The organism is Pseudomonas sp. AC083, from assembly GCF_979253165.1.
Window position 1 is genome coordinate 1 of the sequence record NZ_CEEDDH010000383.1, and the last position, 230, is coordinate 230.

The following is a 230-nucleotide window of genomic DNA, read 5'->3' on the forward strand; positions in this document are numbered from 1 at the left end:
TTGCACCGGTGCGTCTTCGCCGATATCAACAAGACATTTGTTTAATTTATCCGCATTCGGATGTTGTTCACGTTCAATGACGTGTCCAACGACAACCCCTTTGATGCCTTCACCTTTATATTCAACGGCTTCCACTTCAATTCCGCTTCTTGTGATTTTTTCTGCTAATTCATCTGGCTTGATGCCTTCTAAATCGACATAGTCTTCTAACCATTTATATGAAACAAACA

At 40.4% G+C, this 230-nt stretch carries 1 protein-coding gene; it reads right to left on the reverse strand.

The features are described from left to right. The coding region (locus AC0IXA_RS28275) for a hypothetical protein (RefSeq protein ID WP_471815038.1) at positions 1-230 on the reverse strand (230 nt) is incomplete at both ends.